The following is a 662-nucleotide window of genomic DNA, read 5'->3' on the forward strand; positions in this document are numbered from 1 at the left end:
ATGCTAAAAGCTTCTAAATCTTGTTCACCAATCCCTGCTTGGCTAGCACTGGTCATCAATTCTAAGACTTCACGAGCCGCTAACGGAATCTTGGTGGAAGTTTCAAGCGCAAAACGGCGCAATTCCTTTAAGCGATCAAGGGGGGCATCGAGAACCTTTTCTAATCCCTTCATCGATTGATCAAATTGCATGGCTTTATAAAGGGGGGCAATTAAGGTTGCGGTTTGCGCAATGGCACCCACCATACGCCCGCGTGCATGATTGAAAGCATTTTCCGCATTCTTTGTCGCATCCTCAAGATGCTCAGGGTCAAACCAATTTTTAAAGTGTTGCCTTGTCTTGTTTTGGAAATGCGCAACATCTGAACTAAAGGCTGCAAGATCTCGCTTAGCAGAAACGATCCCCTCTTGCAGATGATTGACAAAACGCACAACAAGAGAAACATCCATGATCGCATCTTATCCTAACTTATGGCTTTCATATTCTTGAGCTTTCAGGCGCGCGAGTTCTTCTCGATAAGCAATCACATCCAGCCAATCCATCTGGTTAATTTCTGAAGGCGCCCAGTGATAATAAAGGGCTAGCTCTGCCCCAAATTGTCTGGCAGAGAGGATTGGCGTTGCGTAAAAAAAGCAAAAAAAGCCTTCAATATTGCGACAATA

Annotated in this window: 2 protein-coding genes; both read right to left on the reverse strand. The window is 44.7% G+C overall.

The genetic code is table 11. The annotated features are described in order from the left end of the window. A partial coding sequence (locus ACFINA_RS09730) for a phage tail tape measure protein (protein ID WP_375615535.1) occupies positions 1 to 449 on the reverse strand: 449 nt, incomplete at its 3' end. Positions 450 to 458: 9 nt separating this feature from the next. Continuing rightward, a partial coding sequence (locus tag ACFINA_RS09735; RefSeq protein WP_375615536.1) for a hypothetical protein occupies positions 459 to 662 on the reverse strand: 204 nt, incomplete at its 5' end.

The organism is Bartonella sp. AC10YNML, assembly GCF_042196825.1.
Classification (GTDB): domain Bacteria; phylum Pseudomonadota; class Alphaproteobacteria; order Rhizobiales; family Rhizobiaceae; genus Bartonella.